General features: G+C 72.2%; 19 protein-coding genes. 2 read left to right on the top strand and 17 right to left on the bottom strand.

Translation table 11 applies throughout. The annotated features are described in order from the left end of the window. Positions 1–68: 68 nt before the first annotated feature. The 17 genes from ABFX46_RS29285 to ABFX46_RS29365 form a co-directional block, all read right to left on the bottom strand. A complete protein-coding gene (locus ABFX46_RS29285) occupies positions 69–1388 on the bottom strand; it encodes a nucleotide sugar dehydrogenase (RefSeq protein ID WP_346047065.1) in 1320 nt (439 codons plus the stop codon). A gap of 3 nt (positions 1389–1391) precedes the next feature. Then, positions 1392–2996: a glycosyltransferase family 2 protein gene (locus ABFX46_RS29290; protein WP_346047066.1), complete on the bottom strand. Its 1605-nt coding sequence runs from the start codon at positions 2994–2996 to the stop codon at positions 1392–1394. After that, on the bottom strand, positions 2986–4011 hold the full coding sequence (locus tag ABFX46_RS29295) for a Gfo/Idh/MocA family protein (protein WP_346047068.1): 1026 nt from the start codon (positions 4009–4011) through the stop codon (positions 2986–2988). The genes ABFX46_RS29290 and ABFX46_RS29295 overlap by 11 nt, the downstream gene beginning before the upstream one ends. Continuing rightward, positions 4008–5108 (bottom strand): DegT/DnrJ/EryC1/StrS family aminotransferase, encoded by a 1101-nt coding sequence (locus ABFX46_RS29300; protein WP_346047069.1) that lies wholly within the window; start codon positions 5106–5108, stop codon positions 4008–4010. The genes ABFX46_RS29295 and ABFX46_RS29300 overlap by 4 nt, the downstream gene beginning before the upstream one ends. A 175-nt stretch (positions 5109–5283) precedes the next feature. Continuing rightward, a complete protein-coding gene (locus tag ABFX46_RS29305; RefSeq protein ID WP_346047070.1) occupies positions 5284–5682 on the bottom strand; it encodes a PGPGW domain-containing protein in 399 nt (132 codons plus the stop codon). 223 nt (positions 5683–5905) lie between these two features. Continuing rightward, the gene (locus ABFX46_RS29310) at positions 5906–7516 is read right to left on the bottom strand and encodes a solute symporter family protein (protein ID WP_346047071.1); all 1611 of its coding nucleotides are present in this window, start codon (positions 7514–7516) and stop codon (positions 5906–5908) included. Further along, positions 7513–7878 carry a DUF485 domain-containing protein gene (locus tag ABFX46_RS29315; RefSeq protein WP_428831325.1) on the bottom strand — a complete coding sequence of 122 codons (366 nt, stop codon included), beginning with the start codon at positions 7876–7878 and terminating at the stop codon, positions 7513–7515. Before ABFX46_RS29315 ends, ABFX46_RS29310 begins: the two co-directional genes overlap by 4 nt. Positions 7879–8041: 163 nt before the next feature. Then, the gene (locus tag ABFX46_RS29320) at positions 8042–9772 is read right to left on the bottom strand and encodes a sodium/solute symporter (RefSeq protein ID WP_346047075.1); all 1731 of its coding nucleotides are present in this window, start codon (positions 9770–9772) and stop codon (positions 8042–8044) included. Continuing rightward, the gene (locus tag ABFX46_RS29325; RefSeq protein WP_346047077.1) at positions 9769–10125 is read right to left on the bottom strand and encodes a DUF485 domain-containing protein; all 357 of its coding nucleotides are present in this window, start codon (positions 10123–10125) and stop codon (positions 9769–9771) included. Before ABFX46_RS29325 ends, ABFX46_RS29320 begins: the two co-directional genes overlap by 4 nt. A 44-nt stretch (positions 10126–10169) precedes the next feature. Beyond that, entirely contained in the window at positions 10170–10934 is a 765-nt protein-coding gene (locus tag ABFX46_RS29330; RefSeq protein ID WP_346047078.1) for a LytR/AlgR family response regulator transcription factor, read from the bottom strand. Between the two features lie 57 nt (positions 10935–10991). Then, on the bottom strand, positions 10992–12176 hold the full coding sequence (locus ABFX46_RS29335) for a sensor histidine kinase (protein WP_346047080.1): 1185 nt from the start codon (positions 12174–12176) through the stop codon (positions 10992–10994). A gap of 69 nt (positions 12177–12245) precedes the next feature. Then, positions 12246–13709 (bottom strand): serine/threonine protein kinase, encoded by a 1464-nt coding sequence (locus ABFX46_RS29340; RefSeq protein WP_346047082.1) that lies wholly within the window; start codon positions 13707–13709, stop codon positions 12246–12248. 119 nt (positions 13710–13828) lie between these two features. After that, on the bottom strand, positions 13829–14905 hold the full coding sequence (locus tag ABFX46_RS29345; RefSeq protein ID WP_346047084.1) for an acyl-CoA dehydrogenase family protein: 1077 nt from the start codon (positions 14903–14905) through the stop codon (positions 13829–13831). Next, positions 14896–15837, bottom strand: coding sequence for a VOC family protein (locus ABFX46_RS29350; RefSeq protein ID WP_346047086.1), 942 nt, complete (start codon positions 15835–15837; stop codon positions 14896–14898). Before ABFX46_RS29350 ends, ABFX46_RS29345 begins: the two co-directional genes overlap by 10 nt. A 14-nt stretch (positions 15838–15851) precedes the next feature. Beyond that, positions 15852–16610 carry an enoyl-CoA hydratase/isomerase family protein gene (locus ABFX46_RS29355; RefSeq protein WP_346047088.1) on the bottom strand — a complete coding sequence of 253 codons (759 nt, stop codon included), beginning with the start codon at positions 16608–16610 and terminating at the stop codon, positions 15852–15854. 31 nt (positions 16611–16641) lie between these two features. Beyond that, positions 16642–17871: an acyl-CoA dehydrogenase family protein gene (locus ABFX46_RS29360; protein WP_346047089.1), complete on the bottom strand. Its 1230-nt coding sequence runs from the start codon at positions 17869–17871 to the stop codon at positions 16642–16644. After that, a complete protein-coding gene (locus ABFX46_RS29365) occupies positions 17868–19457 on the bottom strand; it encodes an AMP-binding protein (RefSeq protein ID WP_346047091.1) in 1590 nt (529 codons plus the stop codon). The genes ABFX46_RS29360 and ABFX46_RS29365 overlap by 4 nt, the downstream gene beginning before the upstream one ends. A gap of 392 nt (positions 19458–19849) precedes the next feature. Here ABFX46_RS29365 and ABFX46_RS29370 point away from each other — a divergent pair, with 392 nt between their 5' ends. Together ABFX46_RS29370 and ABFX46_RS29375 are read left to right on the top strand one after the other, a co-directional pair. Next, a complete protein-coding gene (locus ABFX46_RS29370) occupies positions 19850–21676 on the top strand; it encodes a bifunctional metallophosphatase/5'-nucleotidase (RefSeq protein ID WP_346047093.1) in 1827 nt (608 codons plus the stop codon). 120 nt (positions 21677–21796) lie between these two features. Continuing rightward, entirely contained in the window at positions 21797–21982 is a 186-nt protein-coding gene (locus ABFX46_RS29375; protein WP_346047094.1) for a hypothetical protein, read from the top strand. The last annotated feature ends 70 nt before the right edge of the window (positions 21983–22052 follow it).

Raw genomic sequence — 22052 nt, forward strand, 5'->3', positions numbered from 1 at the left:
CTTCTCCGTTCGATTCAGCCGAGGTCATTCGGTATCGAGATGCGGGGTGAAGCGGACATCCCGGTTGTTCAGTCGGCGGGATGCGCCGGAGCGTCCCCATGGTCGGGGGCGCCGATGACGGTGTGGTGGACGCCGGGCCAGCGGGACGGGTCGGTGATGCGGCGGCCGTCGACGAGGGCCTTGACGCCCGGCAGGTCGGCCGCGCCGAGGTCGCGGTACTCGGCGTGGTCGGCCTGGATGATCGCGGCGGTCACCGGCTCGCCCCGGTGCGGGGGCAGGTCGAGGGCTTCGAGCTCCTCCGCCGTGTACATCGGGTCGGACACGTAGGGGACGGCGCCGCGCTTGCGCAGGGACTCGACGGTCGGGAAGACGCCGGAGAACGCCGTCTCCTTCACCCCGCCCCGGTAGGCCGCGCCCAGCACCAGGACCGGGGCGCCGTTGAGGTCGCCGTAGGCGTCGGCGAGGAGGCCGACGGCGTAGTCGGGCATGGCCGCGTTGGCCTCGCGGGCGGCGCGGACGACCGTCGCGGACGGGTCGTTCCACAGGTACATCCGCGGGTAGATGGGGATGCAGTGGCCGCCGACGGCGATGCCCGGCCGGTGGATGTGGCTGTACGGCTGGGTGTTGCACGCCTCGATGACCTTGGTGATGTCCACCCCGGCCGTGTCGGCGTAGCGGGCGAACTGGTTCGCGAGGCCGATGTTGACGTCGCGGTAGGTCGTCTCGGCGAGCTTGGCGAGTTCGGACGCCTCCGCGGAGCCGAGGTCCCAGACGCCGTTGGGGCGGTCGAGGTCGGGGCGGTCGTCGAAGTCGAGGACCTGCTCGTAGAACTCGACGCCGTGCTTCGCGGACGCGTCGTCGATGCCGCCGACGAGCTTGGGGTAGCGGCGCAGGTCGGCGAAGACCCGTCCGGTCAGCACGCGCTCGGGGCTGAACACCAGGTGGAAGTCCTCGCCGGCGGTGAGGCCGGAGCCCTCCGCCAGCATCGGCGCCCAGCGGTTGCGGGTGGTGCCGACGGGGAGGGTCGTCTCGTAGCTGACGAGCGTCCCGGGGCGCAGGCCCTCGGCGATGGCGCGGGTGGCGGCGTCCATCCAGCCGAAGTCGGGGGTGCCGGCCTCGTCCACGAACAGTGGGACGACCACGACGACCGCCTCCGACTCGGCGACCGCTGCCGCCGTGTCGGTCGTCGCCGTCAGCAGGCCCGCCTCGACCGCCTCGCCGAGGTGGAGCTGCAGGTCGGTCTCGCCGGGGAACGGCTCGCGGCCGGCGTTCACGTCGGCGACGACCCGCTCGTTCACGTCGGCGCCGACCACCCGGTGGCCCTTGCGGGCGAACTGCACCGCCAGCGGGAGACCGATCTTGCCGAGCGCGACCACGCAGATCCGCATGTGCTACTTACCTCCAAGGGACGCCGCGCGCTTGATCCGCCGGGCGGCCGCGCGGGCCGGGCGGACCGGGCGCGTTTCGATGACCGTGCCGTACCGGTCGTCGCCGGTGACCGACAGCCGGTGGGGCCTGGCGCGGTGCCAGACCAGCTCGCCGCCCGACTTCGGCAGGTCGGCCGGGACGGCGACGTCGTGCGTCTCGCCGGACGCGGTGAAGACGAGCCGGAGGTCGTGCCGCGTCCGGGCCGGGCCGGTGAGCAGCGCCACGGGGATCCTCGCGGTGAGGTGCAGGCCGTCCTCACGGGCCTCGCGGGTGACGACCGCCTCGTCCAGGTGGACGCGCTCCTTGCCGGCGCCCTTGCCGGTGCGCGGGGCGAGCGCGAGCCGGACGACCGCCGGGTCGTCGGCGTCCGGGCCGGTGAACGGCGTCCGGACGGTCACCTCGACGGTGTCGCGGTCGCGGCGCGCGGCGACCGTCCGGACCTCCTGGGAGAGCCGCTTGCGCATCCCCTTGGTGATCTCGAACAGCTCGTCCGGCAGGTCCAGCTCGGGGTCCTCGAACCCCTGGTAGGCCAGGTAGGTGCGGCCGTTCTTCACGGCGATCGGGTAGGGCCGCTCGTCGACCGCCGCCCGGATCGCCTCGCACAGCAGGTCGATCCGGCCGTGCTGGGCGAGCCGCAGCCGGGCCCGCCGGACGATCGGCAGCGTGTACAGGACGCCGTCGGTCACGTACTCCTCGACGAGCCTCCCGACGCGGGCGCACACGTCCCGCTGGGCGTCGCGGTCGAGTTCGAGGAACCCCTCCCGCGTCGGCATCGTCAGCTCCCAGCGGGTGTGGCGCGTCAGGATCGCGTCCCGCTGCGGCCCGGGTTCGAGGAGGCCCGCGACGACGCCGAAGAGGCTCTCCGCGCATTCGAGGCGGGTGTAGACGTCGACGGCGCCCTGCGTGATGTTGCCGCCGTCCTCGCGCAGCACCGCGTAGTAGCAGGTGTAGTCGGCGAGGACGGAGATCCGCTCGGCGCGGACGCACGCTTCGAGGGTGAACGGCTGGTCGCTGCCGATCCGCATGTGCTCGGGGAAGCGCAGCTTGTACCGCTCGACCAGGTCGCGGCGGAACAGCTTGCAGTTCGACAGCACCCAGGGGAGCACCGAGTCGTACAGGTCGATCTCGGGGCGGTTCTCGGCGAACAGCTCGGGGCGGCGCACGGCCCGCCCGTTGACGCCCTCCATCTTGCCGACGAGGACGTCCGAGCCCCATTCGTCGGCGGCGGCGACCATGCGCTCCAGCGCCTCGGGGCCGAGGTGGTCGTCGGCGCCGACGAAGTACACGTAGCGGCCGGACGCGACGTCCAGGGCGCGGTTGCTCGGTGCGGCCGGGCCGCCGGAGTTCGGCTGCCGCAGCACGGTGACGACGTCCGGGTACTCGGCGGCGAACCGGTCCAGCTCGGCTCCGCTGCCGTCGGTGGAGCCGTCGTCGACGGCGACGACCTCCATGCGGCCGGCGCCGATGGTCTGCCCGACCAGCGACTCCAGGCAGGTGGTCAGGTAGGGCATCGTGTTGTAGACCGCGACGACCACCGTGACATCGGGAGCCGCGGCCTCAGACGGCACCTGCCACCTCCGACGCCCGCAGCGAGACCGTCGTCCCGAGCTTGGCCGACTCCAGCACGGCGGCCGAGACCTCGACCGTCCGCAGGCCCTGCCGCAGCGTCACGATGTCGGCGTCGCCGCCGGGCCCGGCGAGGACCGCGTCGCGGAACCGCTCGTGCTCGGTCAGCAGCGGCTCCCGCTTCGGGATCGCGTACCGGATCATGTCGCCCTCGGACACGCCGCGGAACGCCCGCAGCGCCTCCCACTCGGTGCTCATCTCGCCGTTGGCGTAGAACGTCAGGTCGGCGGTGAGCGTGTCGGCGACGAAGCAGCCGCGGTCGCCGGTGACGACCGTGGTGCGCTCCTTCAGCGGGCTCAGCCAGTTCACCAGGTGGTTCACCATGGAGCCGTCGCTGAGGCGCCCGACGGCCGCGACCATGTCCTCGTGCGGGCGGCCGCTGCGCGCCACCGTGTGCGCGGAGACCGACACGTAGTCCTGGCCGGTCACCCACGCGGTGAGGTCGATGTCGTGGGTGGCGAGGTCCTTGACGACCCCGACGTCGGCGATCCGGTGCGGGAACGGCCCCTGGCGGCGCGTGACGACCTGGAACACCTCGCCCAGCTCGCCCGCCTCCAGCCGGGTCCGCATGCTCTGCAGCGCCGGGTTGTAGCGCTCGATGTGGCCGACGCCGGCGACCAGGTCCCGCGACTCGAACGCCTTCACCAGCCGCTGCGCGGCCTCGACCGACTCGGCGAGCGGCTTCTCGATCAGTGCGCCGACCCCGGCCTCGGCGAGGGCGAGCCCGACCTGCTCGTGCAGCGCGGTCGGGCAGGCGACCACCGCGTAGTCGACGCCGAGCGCCAGCAGGTCGTCGAGCGACTCCAGCAGCGGCACCCCGTGCGGGGCGCCGCCCGGTCTTCCCGCCGGGTCGACCACGCCGACGAGGTCCACGCCGTCCAGCCCGGACAGGACGCGCGCGTGGTTGCGTCCCATCACGCCGAGCCCGACCAGGCCCGCGCGCAGCGGGGCGCTCACGACGCGGCCCCGTTCACGGCGTCGGCGACCCGGGCCAGCTGCTCGCCGGTGAGCGACGGGTGCACCGGCAGCGACAGCACCTCGGCCGCCGCCCGCTCCGTCTCGGGCAGGTCCCAGCGCGGATCCGGCAGGCCGTCCTTCAGGAACGGCCTCAGCCGGTGGACGGGCGTCGGGTAGTAGACGGCGTTGCCGACCTTCCGCTCGTCCAGGTGCTTCTGGACGGCCTCCCGCTCCCGCACCCGGACGGTGTACTGGTGGTAGACGTGCCGGGCGCCGTCCGCGACCGGCGGCGTCACCGCCCCGGTGATCTTCGCGTTGAGGACGTCGGCGTTGGCGCGGCGCCGCTCGGTCCAGCCGTCGAGCTGCGTGAGCTGCACGCGGCCGATGGCGGCGGCGACGTCGGTGAGCCGCATGTTCGCGCCGACGATCTCGTTGGCGTAGCGCTGCTCCATGCCCTGGTTGCGCAGCAGCCGCAGCGTGCGCGCCGTCTCCGCGTCCGCGGTGGTGATCATGCCGCCCTCCAGGGCGTGCATGTTCTTGGTCGGGTAGAAGCTGAAGCAGCCGACGGTGCCCATCGCGCCGGCCGGGGTCCCGCCGAGGGCGGCGCCGTGGGCCTGGCAGGCGTCCTCGACGACCGCGAGGCCGTGCTGCTCGGCGAGCGGCCCGATCCGGTCCATCGCCGCCGGGTGCCCGTACAGGTGCACCGGCATGATCGCCGCGGTGCGCGGCCCGATCGCCGCCGCGACGGCGTCGGGGTCGAGGCAGAACGACCCCGGTTCGATGTCGGCGAACACGGGGTCGGCGCCCACCAGGCGGACGGCGTTGGCACTCGCCGCGAACGTGAACGAGGGCACGATCACCTCGTCCCCGGGGCCGATCCCGAGCGCCATCAGGGCGAGGTGCAGCGCGGACGTCCCCGAGTTGACCGCGACGCAGTGCCGCCCGGCCACCACCTCGGCGAACTCCTCCTCGAACGCGGCGACCTCCGGCCCCTGGACGACCCGCCCGCTGCGCAGGACGCGCACGGCCGCCTCGATCTCGGCGTCACCGATCACGGGACTCGCCGCCGGGATGGGCCCCTCCGATTCCACGGGCATGCACGGACTCCTTATGCCAGCACGGTGTGAGAGTGGGGCTTCCTCGCGTACGGAGCGCGACCACATGCGCACATCATGGCGGAAGCCTCGCCTAACGGACGGATTCTAGCCAAGTCAGTCGATCGTCAGGACGTTCGTTGATCTATCCGCCGCCCATTCGGCCCGCGACCGCCCGTCAGCGGCGCCCTTTGACGCGGAGATGACTCCAGTAGAGGAGCGCGAAGAGGATGAGCCCGGAAAGGATCAGACCCGACCCCGCGCTCCACCCGGAGAACGGCAGTTCGTCCACGATCCCCCAGGCCACCCCGGCCGCGATCAGCGCGAGTCCCGTCAGGATCGAGCCGGTCAGCCGCCACCAGGAGGTGACGCTCTCCTCGGCCGCCTGGATCGCCCGCTCCCGCACCGGTTCGACGTACTTGTCCACGGCCGGGAACTCCCGCGCGAGGATGAGCAGCCCCGCCAGCACCAGCAGCAGCCCCGGCCCCGGCAGGACCAGCAGCGCCACCCCGAGCGCCAGCACCGCGCCGCCCCCGATGAGCACCAGGACGCGTCTCGTGGACCGCCCGTACGACATCCCGCCCCTCCGTCCCCCACACCACCGTGCACCGCCACGCTAGATCTTGCGCACAGCACACCGCCCAAACCCCGGGACGGCCCTTCGGAAAATCTCCGCCGCGGCGCGAGGCCGGGGGCGGGCATGGAGCGGCCCCGTCCCGGGGGCGTGTATCGGGACGGGGCCGCGGGCCGCGCGGGACCGGGCGACGGTCGCCCGCGCGGCGGGTAGGGGGCCGGCCGGATCAGTCCTTGGCGGCCGTTTCGGCGCCCGCTCCGGTGAGGGAGCGGACTTCGATCTCGGCGTACTTCGCCGCGTTGTACTCCTTGCTGAAGATGGTCCCGAGGAACCCGCACAGGAAGCCGATCGGGATCGACAGCAGGCCCGGGTTGCTGAGCGGGAACCAGCTCCAGTCGTGGTCGGTGAACAGGGCCTTCTCGTCGCCGGACACGACCGGCGAGAACGCCACGAAGAACATCGCCGCGCCGAGGCCGCCGTAGATGGCGGAGGTGGCGCCCGCGGTGTTGAACCGCTTCCAGAACAGGCTGTAGAGGATCGCGGGCAGGTTGCCGGACGCGGCCACCGCGAACGCGAGCGCGACGAGGAAGGCGACGTTGAGGCGCTGCGCGTAGATGCCGAGGACGATGGAGACGGCCCCGATCACCAGTGCGGAGATGCGGGCGACGCGGACCTCGTCCCGCTCGGTGGCCTTGCCCCGGCGGAACACGTGGGCGTACAGGTCGTGGGCGAAGGACGAGGACGAGGCGAGGGTGAGGCCCGCCACGACCGCGAGGATCGTCGCGAACGCGACGGCGGCGATGACCGCGAGCAGGATCGTGCCGCCCGCCTCGCCGAACACGATCTCGCCGATGCGTTCGGCGAGCTGCGGTGCCGCGGTGTTGCCGGCCGCGTTGACCTTGGAGATCTCCTCCGAGCCGACCAGGGCGGCGGCGCCGAAGCCGAGCACCAGGGTGAACAGGTAGAACACCCCGATGAGGCCGATGCCCCACATGACGGACTTGCGGGCGTCGCGGGCGGTCGGGACGGTGTAGAAGCGGATCAGGATGTGCGGCAGCCCGGCGGTGCCGAGGACGAGCGCGAGGCCGAGGCTGATCAGGTCGAGCTTGCCGGTGAGGCCGGAGTCCTCGGTGGCGTAGCGCTGGCCGGGCTGCAGGAACTTGTCGCCCTTGCCGCTCTGCTCGGCGGCGTCGTTCAGCAGCGAGGAGAGGTTGAAGCCGAACTTGCCGAGCACCAGCAGGGTGATCAGGGCCGCGCCGGTCATCAGCAGGACGGCCTTGACGATCTGCACCCAGGTGGTGCCCTTCATCCCGCCGAACACCACGTAGATGATCATCAGGACGCCGACCAGCGCGATCGTCGCGCCCTTGGCGAAGTCGCTGGTGAAGCCGAACAGCAGCGAGACCAGGGCGCCGGCGCCGACCATCTGCGCCAGCAGGTAGAAGATCGACACGACGATGGTGGAGACGCCGGCGGCGGTGCGGACGGGCCGCGGGCTCATCCGGAACGCCAGCACGTCCGCCATCGTGAACCGGCCCGAGTTGCGCAGCAGCTCGGCGACCAGCAGCAGCGCCACCAGCCAGGCGACGAGGAACCCGATCGAGTACAGGAAGCCGTCATAGCCGTACAGCGCGATGAGCCCGGCGATGCCGAGGAACGACGCGGCGGACATGTAGTCGCCGCCGATCGCGAGGCCGTTCTGGGCGCCGGAGAAGGAGCGTCCGCCGGCGTAGAAGTCGGTGGCGTTCTTGGTGTTCCGGCTGGCCCACACGGTGATCGCGAGGGTCGCGGCCACGAACACGACGAACAGGGTGATCGACAGGGTCTCGTTGCTCATCGGGCCTCCTCCGCGGTCTCCGCGGTCTTCGCGACTCCGGCGTCCGCGGCGAGGATCTCGGCGCGCAGCTTGTCGGCCGCCGGGTCGAGGCGGCGCTCGGCGTGCCGGGAGTACAGGTAGGCGATGCCGAAGGTCGAGACGAACTGCAGCAGCCCGAAGACCAGGGCCACGTTGATGGAGCCGAACAGCTCGGTGCCCATGAAGCCGCGCGCCCACCCGGACATGACGACATAGAGCAGGTACCAGCTGAGGAACGCGGCGGTCATGGGGAATGCGAATCGGCGGAATCTGCGTCGGAGTTCCTGGAACTCCTCGGTGCCCTGGAACCGTTCATAGACGGTGCCGGCGGTTTTCTTGTCGATGGACACGACCGCCCCTCCTCTTGTGTGACGCCAATCACGCGCCACCGTAAAGACCCAGCTCGGAGGGGACGAGGGGTCGGCGGCAAGGCTGCGGCAAGGTGCCGTCCATCGTCGCCGGGGTGCGGAGACCGTCGCCGAACGGTCCATCTGGCGCGGTGAACGGTCAGACCCGGCGGGGCCGCCAGGTACCGCGATCGACGTTGAGCGACTCCGGAGTGTGCAGGCGCACCATCATGCGGGCGACGCCCTTCGGCACCCGGCGCTGCGTGCACAGCGACACGATGATCATGACGGCGAACGCGATCGGGACCGTCCAGGCGGCGGGCTGGGCGAGCAGGGCGCCGGCGAGCCCGGACGGCGGCCCCGCGGCGATCGTCACGATCACGGCGGAGCCGGCCAGCGCGCCGCCGGTGCCGAGCCCCGCGAGCGCGCCCGGGACGGTGAGCCGCCGCCACCAGACGCCGAGGACGAGCAGCGGGCAGAACGTGGACGCGGCGACGGCGAACGCGAGCCCCACCACGTCCGCGACGGCGAGGGAGCGGGCCGCGATCGCCAGGGCCAGCGGCACGACGAGCGCGAGCAGCGTCGCGACCCGGAACGACCTGACCCCGCCGCGCAGGATGTCCTGCGCCAGCACCCCGGCGACCGACACGGTGATGCCGGACGACGTCGACAGGAAGGCCGCGACCGCGCCGCCCGTCACCAGCGCGCCGAGGAGGTCGCCGCCGAGCCCGCCGATCAGCCGCCCCGGCAGGGTGAGGACGACGGCGTCCGCCCGCCCGGTCATCAGCAGTTCGGGGGTGTAGAGGCGGCCGAGCACCCCGTACAGCGCCGGCAGCAGGTAGAACGCGCCGAGCAGCGACAGCACCATCACGGTCGTGCGGCGCGCCGCACGACCGTCGGGGTTGGTGTAGAAGCGGACGAGGACGTGCGGCAGCCCCATCGTCCCGAGGAACGTCGCGAGGATCAGCGAGTACGTCGCGTACAGCGAATGCTCGCGCCCGCCGAGCGGCATCGCCCATTCCCGGTCGGTGGTGACGGGGCGCCCGCTGACGTGCGGCACATCGGCCCCGGCCGGGAAGGTGATGGACGTGTCCTGGGAGATGCGGTGCGGGCCGGGGTCCAGGGTCAGCGCGGCGCCGGGGTGGTCGCGGCCGTCGACCCGTCCGTCGACCGTGACCCGCACGGGTTCGGTGACGTTCACCGTGACGGCGACGCCGACCGCGACGGTCGTCCGGTCGGCGAACCGCGGCGGAGCGTCCGACGACAGGCCGGGCGCGCCGTCGCCCCGCCAGGCCAGCAGCAGGAAGACCAGCGGGACGGCGAGCGCGGTCAGCTTCATCCAGTACTGGAACGCCTGCACCAGCGTGACGCTGCGCATGCCGCCGCCGAGCACGTTCACGGCGACGACGACCGCGATCAGCACGCCGCCCGTCCACACGGGGGCGCCCGTCACCGTCCGCAGCACGAGCCCGGCGCTCTGGAACTGGGGCAGCAGGTAGAGCCAGCTGATCAGGACGACGAGGACGCTGGCGAGGCGCCGCACCGCCATCGACTCCAGCCGCGCCTCGGCGAAGTCGGGCAGCGTGTAGGCCCCGGACCGCCGCAGCGGTGCCGAGACCAGCACGAGCAGGACGAGGTACCCGCCCGTCCAGCCGACCGGAAGCCACAGCATGTCGGCGCCGTAGGCCAGGATCAGCCCGGCGATGCCGAGGAAGGAGGCCGCCGACAGGTACTCGCCGCCGATCGCGGACGCGTTCCGCAGCGGCGTGACCGTCCGGGACGCGACATAGAAGTCGGACGTGGTCCGCGAGATCCGCACGCCGAGCACGCCGATGAGCACGGTCGCGACGACGACGAGCAGGACCCCGGCCAGCCCGTAGGCGGCGTTCACGGCCGGTCCTCGGCCCGGTCGACGAGGTCGGCGAAGTCGTCCTCGTTGCGCTCGGCCATCCGGACGTACCACCACCCGCACACCACGAACCACGGGTAGATCAGCGCGCCGAGCACCACCCACGGCAGCGGCAGCCCGAGCACCTCCTGCTCGCGGACCTCGGGGACCAGCGCGAACAGCAGCGGCAGCCCGAGCACCACGACCGCCAGCACCAGGCACAGCCGGAGGGCGAGCCGCAGCTGGGTGCGCAGCAGCGACCGCATGTACGCCTCGCCGAGCCCGGTCTGCTCGTCGATCTCGCGGGTCACGGGATAGCGGGGCCGCCGGACCGTCCGGGTCCGCGGCCCGGTCACCAGCGTCCGGCCGGGCGCGATCTCCCGCGGCCGCTCCCCGGTGCTCAGGGGGCCCGCCTCGCCCGCCGCACCAGCAGGTCGCGCAGCTCCCGCACGTGCCGCCGCGCCACCGGCAGCTCCGCGCCGCCGACGACGATCGTGCAGCGCCCCGAGTCGAGCCGCAGCTCCTTGATCGCCGACAGCGCGACCAGATGGCTGCGGTGCACCCGGACGAACCCGGCACCGCTCCACCGCTCGCTCAGCGAGTTCAGCGGGATGCGCACGAGATGGCTGCCGCCGGAGGTGTGCAGCCGCGCGTAGTCGCCCTGCGCCTCCACGTACAGCACCTCGGCCGGCGTGACGAACCGGGTCACTCCCCCCAGCTCGACGGGCATGGGCTCGGGCTCCGCGGGCGCGGCGCTCGCACCGGTGTCCGCCCATCCGGCCTCTTCGGCCGCCTCGGTCACCCGCGTGATCGCGAGGCTGAGCCGCTCCGGGCGCACCGGCTTCAGGATGTAGTCGGTCGCCTTGATCTCGAACGCGTCGACGGCGTGCCCCTCGTACGCGGTGACGAAGACGATCTGCGGGGCGCGGGCGAACTGGGCGAGGACGCGCCCGAGCACGGTGCCGTCCAGGCCGGGCATGCGGATGTCGAGGAAGACCGCGGCGACGGGACGCCCGTCGGCGAGGGCCCGGTCGAGCTTGCGCAGCGCCGCCGCGCCGTCCCGGGCCGTGTGGATCTCGCCGATCCGCGGATCGGCGCGCAGCAGGTGGACGAGGTCGTCCAGTGCGGGCGCCTCGTCGTCCACCGCGAGGACACGCAGGCCCACCGCATCGTCCTTTCCCCGTCCCGTCCGCCACATTTCAGTCAACGGAGCAGGGACAAGTCAAGAGGCCGTCACTCCGGGCCGGTACTTCGGAACGCGCACGATGACCTTCGTCCCGGCGCCCGGCCCCGTCTCGACGGCCAGCCCGTACTCGCCGCCGTACACCTGCCGGAGCCGCTCGTCGACGTTGGCGAGCCCGATCCCGGCCTCGTCGGACGGCGTCCGCCGCTCCCCCGCCAGCAGCCGCCGGACCTCGTCCGGGTCCATGCCGATGCCGTCGTCCTCGACGCTGATGACGCAGTCGGACCCGGCGTCCTCCGCGACGATCGTGATGAGCCCCGGCTCCGACCGGTCCTGGAGCCCGTGCCGGACGGCGTTCTCCACGAGCGGCTGCAGACACAGGAACGGAACCGCCACGGGCAGCACCTCGGGCGCGATCCGCAGCGTCACCCGCAGCTCCTCACCGAACCGGGCCCGCTGAAGCAGCAGGTACCGGTCGATCGACCGCAGCTCCTCGGCGAGCGTCGTGAAGTCTCCGTGGCGCCGGAACGAGTACCGCGTGAACCCGGCGAACTCCAGCAGCAGTTCCCGCGCCCGCTCCGGGTCCGACCGGACGAAGGAGGCGATCGTGGTGAGCGAGTTGTAGATGAAATGCGGCGAGATCTGCGCCCGCAGCGCCCGCATCTCCGCCTCCATCAGCAGCGCCCGCGAATGGTCCAGCTCGGCGAGCTCCAGCTGGGCGTCGACCCACTGCGCGACCTCCTCGGCCGCCCGGATGAGCCCGGCGGGAACGTCCTCCCCGTACGCCGCCAGCGCCCCGACCACCCGGTCATCGGTGGCGAGCGGGACGACCACGACCCGCCGGATGGGGCAGTCGATCCGGTCGCACGCCACGTCGTGCACCTGCGTGCGCCCGTTCCCCAGCGTGACCTCGGCGTGCGAGAGCCCCTCGGCCGCGTGGTGGTCGTGCTCCCCGTCCCAGGCCAGCAACCGCTCCCCATCGGTGATCGCGAGCGCCCGGCAGTCGAGCAGCGCCCGCAGATGCCGCGCCGCCTTCTGCGCCCCCTGCTCGGTCAGCCCGGCCCGGAACGCCGGCGCGGCCCGCGACGCGGTGTGCAGCATCTCGAACGTCGCCCGCCGCGCGGGCCCCCCGAGGTCACCGCCCCGCCCCTGCCTGCGCCACCACAGCAAGGCCGGCACCCAGGTCACCACAAGCGTCGCGACAACGGCGACGACCACGTCCATCCGCCAAACCTATGCCCGCCCCTCCCCGTTCCGGGAGGTCGTCGCGCTCGGTCAGTAGGGGACTCGCAGTCAGTAGGACTTGCAGGTGGTTCCGTCGGCCTTGACGTTGGAGCTGCCCGGGTACTTCCAGCGGCAGAGCTGGGTGATGGTGACGGTCACCCTGCCGGGTGCGCCGTAGCACGAGTAGTTGCCGTCGTACTGGTTGACCGCGCCGGCGTATCCGCGGGACCTGCAGTAGGTGCTTCCGTCGCTCGCCGAGATGGTTCCCAGTGTCTTCGGGGTGGAGGGCGCTTCCTCCTGCCCACCACCGCCGCCGGGCGGCTGGGATGGTCGGGCCGTCCGGGAGCCCTGGTCGCCCGGTGCCTTGCCGGTCGCGGGGGCGCTTCGCCGTCCGGCGTCGCCTGCCGTTGATTTCGAGGGCGCCGGAGTGCGCTCTCCGCTCGGGGTGTCGCTCGGGCTCGCCGTGGGTCCGTCGGTGGGGGCGACCGGGGATATCGCCGCCTCCGGGGTCTCGGACACCTCGGACGTCCCGTCGCCCTTGCCGGACGGGAGCACGGTGTAGGCGCCGCCCGCCATGGCCGTGATCAGCGCCGCCATGCCGGTGCCGATCAGGAGCGCGCGCCGGCGCCTGCGCCGTCCCGGGGCCGTGTCCGGTTGCGGATCCGAGGCCGCCGTTTCGTCGTGCCTCGTGGGGGCGGACCCTTTGGTCTCCCAGGCGGGCGCCGGGAGGGCGCGCAGGCGGTCGCCGACCTCGGCGGCGGTCGGGCGGCGGGACGGGTCCTTGGCCAGGCAGTCGCGGACGATCGCGCGGAGCGGGCCCTGCAGCCCGTCCAGCTCCGGTTCCCCCCGCAGGATCGCCTGCATCACCGCCGGGATCGAGGTGCCGCGGAAGGGGCGCTCGCCGGTGGCGGCGAAGACCATGGTCGCGCCCCAGGCGAACATGTCGGCGGCGGGCCCGACCGCCTCCTCCGCGATCTGCTCGGGCGCCATGTAACCGGGGGTGCCGACGGCCTGGCTCGTGATGATCGACTGGTTGAGGTCCAACGCGCGGGCGATGCCGAAGTCGATGACGACCGGGCCGTCCGGGCCGAGCAGGACGTTGCCCGGCTTGAAGTCGCGGTGGACCACCTCGGCCCGGTGGATCGCGGCCAGCGCCGTCACCGTGTTGATCGCGAGCCGTTCCAGCGCCGCCCCGCCGCGCGGGCCGGCCGCGCGCACCGAGTCCTGCAGCGACGGGCCGTCCACGAACTCGCTGACGATGTAGACGTGGCCGTCCGCGACACCGCTGTCGAGGACCTGCGCGGTGCAGAACGGCGCGACCCGCTCGGCGATCTGCATCTCGCGGACGAACCGCGTCCGCGCGACCTCGTTGCCGATGAGGTGCGGGTGCAGCAGCTTGACCGCCACGGACGCGCCGGTTCCGTCGGCGCCGATGTAGACCGTGCCCTGCCCGCCGGTGCCCAGCCGGTGCCGGAGGCGGTACGGGCCGACCGAGTCCGGATCCGTGGGCAGCAGGTCCGTCCGCTCGGCCACGACCCCTCCTCCTGCGTCCCCCGGGCAGGCGATCATATCGACTCGGGCGGCTTAACGATCTTCCTGGCGCGGGCGGGCGCCCGGCCGGATTCGGTCCCGGCCGGGCGCCGCTCGCCGGTTCAGCGCAGGCCCAGGCCGTCGGCCAGGTTGTCGTAGTGCAGGTCGGCGTCGCCGAAGGAGAGGGACGCCGCCATCGCGTGTTCGGAGAACAGGTGCAGGTCGTGTTCGTGGGTGAAGCCGATGGCGCCGTGGACCTGGTGGCCCAGCGCGCACACCCGTTCGTACGCCTCGCTCACCCACGCCTTGGCCATCGCCACTTCCTGCGCCGCCTCCCGGCCCGCCGACAGGAGCCAGATGGCCTCGTAGGCGATGAAGCGCGAGCCGAGGACGTCGATGGCCATGTTCGCGCAGTGGTGCTGGACGGCCTGGAACGACCCGATCGCGCGGCCGAACTGCTCGCGCTCGGTCGCGTACTGGACGGTCATGTCCAGGACGTGCTGCGCCGCGCCCACCATCTCGGCGCAGGTCGCGGCGGCCCCGAACAGGGAGACCGCGTCGGCGGCCTCCCTGCCGAGGGTGTCGAGCGCCCGGACGCCGTCCAGTTCCACATGGCACGGACGATCGGCGCCGATCGTGTCGAGCGGGTGCAGGGTGGCGTCCGAGGCGTCCACCCAGAAGGCGTGCGGTTCGCCGTCGAGCCGGGCCACCACCAGGATGTTCTCCGCGGAGGCCGCGTACGGCACGAACGTCGCCGTCCCGTCGAGGACGAACGCCTCGCCGTCCCGCGAAGCCGCCGGCCCCTCGCCGGGACGGTCCCAGGCGAGCGGCGCGGCCGTCACGACCCGGCCGTTCGCGATCGCGTCGAGCCAGCGCCCCTTCTGCCCGGACGTCCCGAACCGGGCGACCGGCATGCCGCAGCAGGCCACCGACGCCAGCAGCGGGCTCGGCACCCGGGCGTATCCGAGCTGCTCGAACAGCAGGCACACGTCCAGGAAGTCGCCGCCCACGCCGCCGTACTCCTCGGGGAAGGCGAGGCCCGTCCAGCCGAGTTCGACCATCTCCTTCCACAGCGCGGCGGAGTGGCCGGCCGGGTCGCCGTCCAGCGCCCGCGCCCCGGCGGCGGCCGCCCGGGAGGCCAGGACCTCCCGGGCCGTGGAGGCGATCAGCTCCTGGTCCTCGGTCAGGCTCAGGTCCATCGCGGCGGCACCTTGTCGGAGCGGACCCACACGCCCGGCCGTTCCTCCCAGAACAGCTGGACCAGGACGCCGCCGGTCTTCTTCGGATGGATGAACGTGTGCTTCCAGGCGGCGCCGTCGGTGACGCCCTCCTCGTCGTCGAAGGTCGGCGTGCCGTGGTGCTCGCAGGCCGCCATCGCCGCGTCCCAGTCGGCGACCTCGAACGTGACGTGGTGGGCGCCCGGCCCGCCCTTGGCGAGGAACCGCTCGATGAACGAGTCCTCGCCGCGCGGCATGATCACCTCCCAGCAGATCGCCGACCCGGGGATGTTCAGCACGAGGTCGGCCATGTCGGGATGCTCGTCGTCGGCGGTCCGCCACACCTGCACGAACCCCGCGAGGTCGTGGTACCAGCGGGCCAGCTCGTCCCGGTCGGGGAACGCCTGGCAGATGTGGTCGAGCGCCACGATCCCGAGGGACGGCCCGTCCGGGGAACCGCTCACCGGGACGGACGCGGCGGGCGAATCGCCGCACATGTCCAGGCTGCCCGGCCCGCGGAGCCGCCACAGGACGCCCGGCCCGTGCGAGGGCGGGCTCAGCGACGCCTCCAGCCACCGTCCCCGCACCCCGTCGGTCGCCTTGATGCCGCGCACCTCCAGCTCCGCCTGGACGGCCTCCAGATCGGGCACCTCGGCGCCCACATGGTGCAGCCCGGGACGCCCGCCGTGCTCGTCCAGCCAGGTCCGCAGCGACGAGGCGTCGCCCGAGGGGGAGACGACCTCCCACGCCTGCCCCCGGCTGCCGGGGATCTCCAGCCGGGCGCCGCGCACGCCCTCGTCCGCGTTGTCCCAGCCCCGGACGCGCCGGAACCCGAACAGCCCCTCCAGCAGCGCGACCTGCGCGTCGAGGTCGGGGGCCACCTGCGCGACATGGTCGATCCGATAGATCTGCACAAGTCCTCCTAGCCCTAGCTCGGGTGCGGCTCGATCCAGTCGTAGCCGTAGGTGACGAGTTCCTTGACGAGGCGCAGGTTGTAGCGGTTCATCGCGGCGATCCGCTCGGCCAGCTCGCCGATCCGCTTGTCGAACTCGTCCGCCGGGTACACGTCGTTGACCAGGCCGAGCCGCAGCGCGCGGTCGGCGCCGATGCGGGCGCCGGTGAACAGCAGCTCCTTGGCGCGGGCCTTGCCGATCCGCTCCGGCAGCCGCTTCACCCCGCCCCAGCCGGGCGCGGACCCGCCGAACTCGGGCTGGTCCGGGTCGCCGTCCTCGGTCATCTTCGGCCGGTACGGCGGGCGTGCCGACAGCGTGATCTCGACCAGCCCCATCTTCGCGTCGTCGGAGGCGATGATGAAGTCGGCGGCGAGCGCCAGCTCCAGGCCGCCGCCGACCGCGTACCCGTGCACGGCCGCGATCACCGGCACCGACAGCCGCTCCATCATCGCGAACGTCTTCTCGCCGAGCCTGCCCTGCTCGATCCGCTCGCGCGGGGTCAGCTTCTCCGACCAGGCGAGGTCCATCCCGGCGCAGAACGCGCGCTCGCCGGCGCCGCGCAGCACCACCGCGCAGACGTCCTCGTCGTCGTCGACGCGCGTGAAGATGTCGCGCAGCTCCGTCATCGTCGTCGGCGTCAGCGCGTTGAGCTTCTCCGGCCGGTTCAGCGTCAGCCAGGCGACTCGCTCCTCGATCCGCAGGTCGACGGTCTCGTAGGCGTTCTCGTCGGGCATACGGGTTCGCTCCTCCTCGTGTCCAGGTGCTTCAGCGGGGCAGGTTCAGGCCCCGGGTGGCGATGACGTTGCGCTGGATCTCGGTCGTGCCGCCCAGGAAGGTGGACGCCACCGAGTCGCGGCGCATGTGGGTGAACGCGGCGCTGAGCGGCGCGTCCGCGCGCGCCCAGAGCGCCGCGGACCGCCCGAAGGCGCGGGCGCCCGTGCGGGCCAGCCGCTGGTGCAGCTCGGCCCCGAACAGCTGGTTGATGGACGCCTCGAAGTCGGGTTCGTCCCCCGCCGCCTGCCGCGACACCGTGTAGCGGGCCAGGTTGTACAGCACGCGGATCTCGGTCTGCCGCCGGGCGATCTCCTGCCGGATCGACGGCGTGTTCCGCGCGAACCGGCGCCCCTCCGGGGAGCGCAGGTAGGCGACCAGTTCGGCGAGGGCCTGCTCGTACTTGATCGTGGCGCCGATCCCCGCCCGCTCGAACCCGAGCGCGGACATCGCCACGTACCAGCCGCGGTTCTCCTCCCCCACCCGGTTCGCCACCGGCACCCGGACGCCCTCGAAGAAGATCTCGCAGAACGGCTCCGCGCCCCGGATGTCGGCGATGGGACGGACGGTCACGCCCGGCGCGGTCGCCTCGATGAGCAGGAACGTGATGCCCCGGTGCGGCTTCTCGGCGCCGGGGTCGGTCCGGACCAGGACGAACAGCCAGTCGGCGTACTGGCCGAGGGACGTCCACACCTTCTGGCCGTCCACGACGTAGACGTCCCCGTCCCGGACGGCCCGCGTCCGCAGCGAGGCCAGGTCGGAGCCCGAGCCCGGCTCGGAGAACCCCTGCGCCCAGGTCGCGTGCCCCGAGGCGATCGGCGGGAGGTGCCGGGTCTTCTGCTCCTCGGTGCCGTGCACCAGCAGCGTCGGGCCGAGGAGGAACGCGCCGATGCCGTTCACGGTCGGCACCCGCGCCCGCATCATCTCCTCGTGCAGGACGAACTCCTCCAGCGGCGACAGCCCGGCGCCGCCGTACTCCTCCGGCCAGTGCGGCGCGATCCAGCCGCGCTCGGCCAGCGCCGCCGCCCATTCCCGCGCGCCCTCGCGCCGTCCCGGATCGTCCGCGACCCGGTCGACGGGCCAGTTGTAGCCCGCGACGTCCTCGGGTTCGAGGCTCTGCTCCTCGTCCCCGGCCGGGCGGTAGGACGCGGGGAACCGCTCCGCGATGAACGCCCGGACCTCCTCCCGGAAGGCCGCCTGCTCCGGCGTGTCGTCCCAGTTCACCGGCCACCCGCCTCCCGGTCCCAGGTCGTCTCCGTGATCCCGGACTCGCCCTGCGCGCGCAGCTTGTACTTGGCGACCTTGTCGGTCGGGGTGCGCGGCAGCGCGTCGACGAACTCGACGTAGCGCGGCACCATCGAGCGCGGAAGCCGCTCCTCGCAGTAGGCGACGAGCTCCGCCGGGTCGAGCCCGGTGTCCGGTTGCACGACGATCGACACCTTGATGTCCTCGTCCTCCAGCTCCGAGGGCACGCCGATCGCGGCGCACTCCAGCACCGCCGGATGCCGATTGATCTCGGTCTCCAGGTCGAAGGCCGAGATGTTCTCACCACGCCGGCGGATGGCGTCCTTCATCCGGTCGAGGAAGTAGAAATACCCGTCGTCGTCACGCCATACCCGGTCTCCGGTGTGGAACCACATGTTCCGGAAGCAATGCGTGGTCGCCTCCCAGTTGCCGTAGTAGCCGGTCGTCAGGACGAAGGGCTGCTTCGGCCGCAGCACCAGCTCGCCGGGCTCGCCGGGCCCGAGCTCGCGGTCGTGCTCGTCCACGACCGCGACGTGGAAGCGCTCCTCGTGCGCGCGCCCGCACGACCCGGTCCGCCACTCCCCGTACGGGCTGCCGGTCGCGATGCCCGCCTCGGTGCTCGTGTACGTCTCCACCGACCGGACGCCGAACCGCTCCCGCATCGGCTCGTCGAGGTTCGATTTGCCCATGTAGAACGTCTCCAGCCGGTGGTCGCGGTCCCGCGACGTCGGCGGCCGGTTCAGCAGGATCGGGATCATCGAGAACACGCTCATGCAGACCTGCGCGTCGAAGCGGCGCACGTCGTCCCAGAACCGGGACGCGCTGAACCGCTCGACGATCGCGATCGAGCCGCCGCCGAGCAGCGCCGACAGCATGCCGTCCCACAGGGCCGCCGCGTGGAATAGCGGCAGCGGGCAGTAGATCGTCTTGCCCCACCGGTCGAGGAAGTCGAGGGAGTCGTAGGCGCAGGTCAGCGCCAGTGCGTGCGGGACCATGGCGCCCTTGGACGGCCCGGTCGTCCCGGACGTGTACATGATCGCCTGGAGGTCCCCGAACCCGACCTTCACCCGCACCGTGCCGCCCTCGTCCTGCAGGGAGGCCAGATCCCGCGCGGGCTTGCCCAGCCGGTCGAGCAGGACCCCGGCCCCGGCGGCGTCCCGCACCAGGACGCCCTGGAGCTTCGGCAGCCGTTCCGCGACGTCCGCGACCCGCTCCGCGTACGGCCCGTCGATGATCAGCCAGCCGGAGTCGGAGCTGTCCAGGACGTGCCGCAGCAGCTCGCCCCTGTAGGCGATGTTCACCGGCACGGCGACCGCGCCGAGCCGCGCCAGCGCGAACACGAGGTGGACGAAGTCGGCGCAGTTGGGGAGCATCACGCCGACGTGGTCGCCGCGCCCGATGCCGGCCCCGGCCAGGGAGCGGGCCAGCCGGTCGGCGGCGGCGTCCACCTCGCCGTAGGTGACCTCGCCGTCGCGGAACTTGAGGAACGTCTGCCTTCGATGGACCTGGGCCTGTGACCGGAGGACGTCCCCGAGGACGAAGCTCTCCAGCGTCTCCTTGCGCATCCGGACCCTCCGCTGTCGCTGCATGCGTGCGTCGTCGGTGGCTGGGCTGGGCTGGTCGGCTAGATGGCGGCGGCACGGAATCGGCTGGGAGCGATCCGCAACCGGACAATGTCATAAATAGAGGAACACGAAACGCCATACACGGCAACAGTGGCGAAACAGGAACAAAGTGGTTCTAAGAGTGATCTATTGGGACATCAGGCATTAAGTGTGACTGGGACCACACCTACCCGCCTCGGAGTTTCGGACACGCGCCGCGCCGCTTTCGAGGCACCCGGCATTGGCGTGGAGTGCCAACGATCGGCGCCCAGGATCGGCGGATGTCACCCGCGGCGATCGCGATCGGCGGGCCTATCGTTCTCCCGTCCCCCTGCGGAAGGAACGGGTGCGCCATGCAGAGTCCACAGCCGCGCTGGTGTTCGTGCCGGGTCCCGGACGGTGTCAGCCGCAGGCAGGTCCTCGGCGGCCTGACCGCGGCGGGCGCCCTCGCCGTCGCCGGCTGGCCCGGCACCGCCTCGGCGTCCCCGCACCCGCACCCGCACGGCCGGTCGGTGACGATCACCGTGATGGGCACGTCCGACATCCACAGCCACGCGGTGAACTGGGACTACTACAAGGACGCCGAGTACGCCGACAGCGCCGGCAACACGGTCGGCCTGGCGCGCGTCTCCAGCCTCGTCAACGAGGTCCGCGCCGCTCGCGGACGCGACCGCACCCTCCTGTTCGACGCCGGCGACACCATCCAGGGCACCCCGCTCGGCTTCTACTACGCCACGATCGAGCCCATCACCGAGACGGGCGCGACGCATCCGATGGCGAGCCAGATGAACGCCATCGGCTATGACGCCGTCGCGCTCGGCAACCACGAGTTCAACTACGGCATCCCGTTCCTGGACGCCTGGATCGGCCAGATGCACGCCCCGGTGCTGGCCGCGAACGCCGTCCACGCGGGCACGAACCGGCCCGCCTACCGTCCGTACATCATCAAGACGATGCACGTCCGCGGCTACCCGCCGATCCGCGTCGGCCTCCTCGGCCTCACCAACCCGGGCATCGCGATCTGGGACAAGGCCAACGTCTCCGGCAAGCTCGACTTCCTCGACCTGGTGGAGACCGCGCGCCGCTGGGTCCCGGCCATCCGCGCCCGGGGCGCCGACGTCGTGATCATCAGCGCCCACTCCGGCGACAGCGGGACGTCGTCCTACGGCGACGCGCTGCCCGTCGAGAACGCGGCGGCCCTGGTCGCCGAGCAGGTCCCCGGCATCGACGCCATCCTCTTCGGGCACGCGCACCTGGAGATCCCGGAGCGCTTCGTCACCAACAAGGCCACCGGCCGGACGGTCGTGATGAGCGAGCCCAAGTGCTGGGGCGAGCGGCTCTCCATCTTCGACCTCACGCTCACCCACTCGCGCGGCCGCTGGAAGGTCACCGGCAAGTCGGCGACCACGGTGAACTCGAACACCGTCCAGGAAGATCCGGCCTTGGTCACCCTGGTCAAGAAGCAGCACGACGCGGTCGTCGCCTACGTGAACAAGGAAGTGGCGACCTCGACGGAGGAGATGTCCGCCGCGGAGTCCTGCTGGAAGGACACCGCGATCCTGGACTACATCCACCTCGTCCAGACCGAGAAGGTGAAGGCCGCGCTGGCCGAGTCGGAGCACGCGTCCCTCCCCGTGGTGTCGATCGCGGCGCCGTTCAGCCGGGCCGCGACCTTCCCCGCCGGCAAGGTCACCATCAAGGACATCGCGGGCCTCTACATCTACGACAACACCCTCCTGGCGAGCGTCCTCACGGGCTCGCAGATCAAGGACTACCTGGAGTACTCCGCCCAGTACTTCACGCAGGTGGCGGCGGACGCCCCCGTCGACCCGTCCTCCTGGACGAACGCCAACAACCGTCCCGACTACAACTACGACCAGTTCTCCGGCATCGCCTACGACGTCGACATAGCCAAGGCGGAAGGCTCCCGCATCACCAACATGACCTACGAGGGAGCCCCGGTCGCCGACGACCGGCAGTTCGTGGTCGCGGTCAACAACTACCGCCAGTCGGGCGGCGGCGGCTTCCCGCACATCGCCACCGCCGAGGTCGTCTACAACGCCCAGGTGGCGATCCGCGAGGCGATCGTCGAACACGCCTCCGCCGCCGGCACCATCGACCCGACGTCGTTCCACGCCGAGAACTGGCGCCTGACCCGCGACACCACCCCCGTCTTCTAACCGACTCCCCGCGAGGGGCTGGTCAGACTCGCCGAGGGTCATCCCCGGCCTCGTGCGCATCTCGATACGGCACGGACCCGCGGGGCCGAGGTCGCGGTCAGTGCGATCACCCTGACCGAGGTGCTGCGCGGCGGGCAGCGGGACGCACGCGGCCACCGGTGCGCCATCGACGCGGTGGTGGCCGTGACCGCACTGGAGGCGGCGCGTCCGGTCGTCCTGCTCACGAGCGACCCAGACGACCTCAGCCGCCTCGTCGAGGAGCCCGAGCGCCCCAAGAACCAGCGCGTCGCCGTCCTCCACGTGTGAGAAACGGGTCGCCTCAGCGCGCTGCGGTCGCTGAGGCATGGAACACGGGGAGCGCGGCGCCGGGCGCCGC

The organism is Actinomadura chokoriensis, from assembly GCF_039529475.1.
Classification (GTDB): domain Bacteria; phylum Actinomycetota; class Actinomycetes; order Streptosporangiales; family Streptosporangiaceae; genus Spirillospora; species Spirillospora bangladeshensis.